The 1,855-nt window shown below is 40.6% G+C and carries 4 protein-coding genes and 1 pseudogene; 1 reads left to right on the top strand and 4 read right to left on the bottom strand.

Annotation, left to right across the window (positions count from 1 at the left end):
• Together L5M28_RS23840 and L5M28_RS23835 are read right to left on the bottom strand one after the other, a co-directional pair.
• Positions 1-134: transposase family protein (locus L5M28_RS23840; RefSeq protein WP_263203107.1), on the bottom strand; the 134-nt coding region annotated here is incomplete at its 3' end.
• Positions 135-507: 373 nt separating this feature from the next.
• On the bottom strand, positions 508-663 hold the full coding sequence (locus L5M28_RS23835) for a hypothetical protein (protein WP_198572234.1): 156 nt from the start codon (positions 661-663) through the stop codon (positions 508-510).
• A gap of 375 nt (positions 664-1,038) precedes the next feature.
• On the opposite strand from L5M28_RS23835, the gene L5M28_RS24250 reads away from it, so the two are divergent.
• Positions 1,039-1,248: a DUF4304 domain-containing protein gene (locus tag L5M28_RS24250; protein ID WP_411569195.1), complete on the top strand. Its 210-nt coding sequence runs from the start codon at positions 1,039-1,041 to the stop codon at positions 1,246-1,248.
• Positions 1,249-1,251: 3 nt separating this feature from the next.
• Here L5M28_RS24250 and L5M28_RS23830 read toward each other — a convergent pair.
• Together L5M28_RS23830 and L5M28_RS23825 are read right to left on the bottom strand one after the other, a co-directional pair.
• A pseudogene (locus tag L5M28_RS23830) lies at positions 1,252-1,593 on the bottom strand (integrase core domain-containing protein); the annotation flags it as partial.
• A 22-nt stretch (positions 1,594-1,615) separates the two neighbouring features.
• Positions 1,616-1,855: transposase (locus L5M28_RS23825; RefSeq protein ID WP_411569320.1), on the bottom strand; the 240-nt coding region annotated here is incomplete at its 5' end.

Genomic DNA, 1,855 nt, shown 5'->3' with positions numbered 1-1,855 from the left:
TCCCAGCCCTCACAGCCTGCGATAACTGCACACAGCGTTAAAAACACCACGTCAAACAAGGGATAAACGACCTTAGATGCTTGCCTTGGGTCTTCTAATTCTGAAAAGTGCTCTGCAAAAATATCGATGTTCATAAACTGGCTCCGCGTAAAAGCCAGTATCTGATCACAACGGAAGATCGCGGTCAATCAGTTATGTTAAAGTGCGCGTTAAATGTTCGTGATCTTGCCCTGCCAAAGGAGCTTTACTATGTTAAAGATGCAGGCCATGTTGATTTGTATGATAGAACTGCATTTATTCCATGGGATAAGTTGATTGAGTTTTTTAGAAAAAACTTATGAATGGATTCTAAATCATGAAATATATAGTGTAGTGGCATAATGAGTTTGGCAATCTAGTTATAACTGCATGAATTTACTCGTAGTAATTCAAGAACCCTACATATTCAAAGTTGTTAAGCAATATAGTTAATGCTTTTTCCAGATTTTGTTCAACGTCATTTCCGTTTTAGAAATGTTCGGCAAGTTCAAGTCTGGTTTGAGTGTCGCTGTGATTGGCCTTAAGCTGTAACGCTTTGATATCTATAGAGTCTGCATTTGTTGTTGGGGAAACAAGTGTTGCCATCAGTATTAAGTTGATAAGTGAGATTTTATCTATTGTCATGATTATTTGTATTCCTGAACAATACGGTGCTAACTCACTGCTCTCTTATTTTAACAGCTCGCAATGAAGAGATTCAAACTTTGTAGGTTTTTGCGCCCATCCCCTCGAAATTAACCTTAAGACAATTTCTATACGTGATCTGAATTTTAAGATCCTTTGAGATAAGAATATAATGTCTGCTGGCTAATCTAATTCTCAGTTGCTAAAGCCTTCTTATTTTCATCTGCAACAGCCTTTGCTTAAGTTCAGTTATTTGTTCTATTCTGAGAGCCTGTTTTCTGCCTTTATATACCTCTTTCTTCGCAAGCATGGTACTTTCGCGTTGTTGCTCTTTGATCAATGCTCGCTTAAATTTTGCAAAGATAGAGTGATTTACTGAATCAAGAACGGGGGTCTAAGAAGTCAAGTGTGACCTGGAGAAAGGATCAAGGCGAGAGTATCGCTGCGCTCAACGTCCAGAGATCGAAATGGAGCAAGGGGGACTGCTACGTAAACCTCGTAGTTTACTTTCTAGCCCTTGGCGAAGATAAGTCTCCTACAGAAAATAAGTGTCATGTTCGAGTTCGCCTACCTGTCGAAGTGTAGTGGTCAAGTAAAATTGGCCACGATTTTAGAGTCATTCCAATATAAACGTTCTGACTCATTTGGCGTTAACCCACCATTATATTGATGGGGTCTGGTCTCACTGTAATATCCAGTGATGTAATTTGTGATCTCTTTATCTGCTTCTGTAAAATTCCCATAACCATTGGCGGGTATCCACTCAGATTTCAAACTTCTAAAGAAACGCTCCATTGGTGCGTTATCCCAACAATTCCCGCGGCGACTCATACTTTGCTCAATCTGAAGACGCCATATTAATTGTCTGAATTTCAAGCTCGTGTAATGCGAACCTTGATCGCTGTGATATATCACATTCTCAGGCTTACCCCCAGGGTGAGATTACGAGTGGTCATTTAATAACCACACTCATGCCGGCTTCAAGCACCGCATCCAAATAAGCCTCATTCATCAATGCCTGACGCTGCTTTCTTCTGATACTCATTTTTCGCTTCTCAGCGCGTAACATATTCAAACCAAAGTGTCGCATCGTGGCAAGATTAGTCGCTGCATTACCACGGTATATCTGGCACGCATCCTCACCTAAACTCACATCCAGCACCCAGTGCAACTGGTTTAGTGCAACTGGTTT

It is taken from the genome of Shewanella sp. SW32, from assembly GCF_025653365.1.
GTDB lineage: Bacteria > Pseudomonadota > Gammaproteobacteria > Enterobacterales > Shewanellaceae > Shewanella > Shewanella oncorhynchi.
Note: the sequence above shows the minus strand (reverse complement) of the source record. Positions and strands in the feature narration are given on the sequence as shown.

Excerpts from the sequence above, each read along its gene's own strand:
- L5M28_RS23835 (WP_198572234.1), bottom strand. The coding sequence starts at position 663 with ATGACAATAGATAAAATCTCACTTATCAACTTAATACTGATGGCAACA.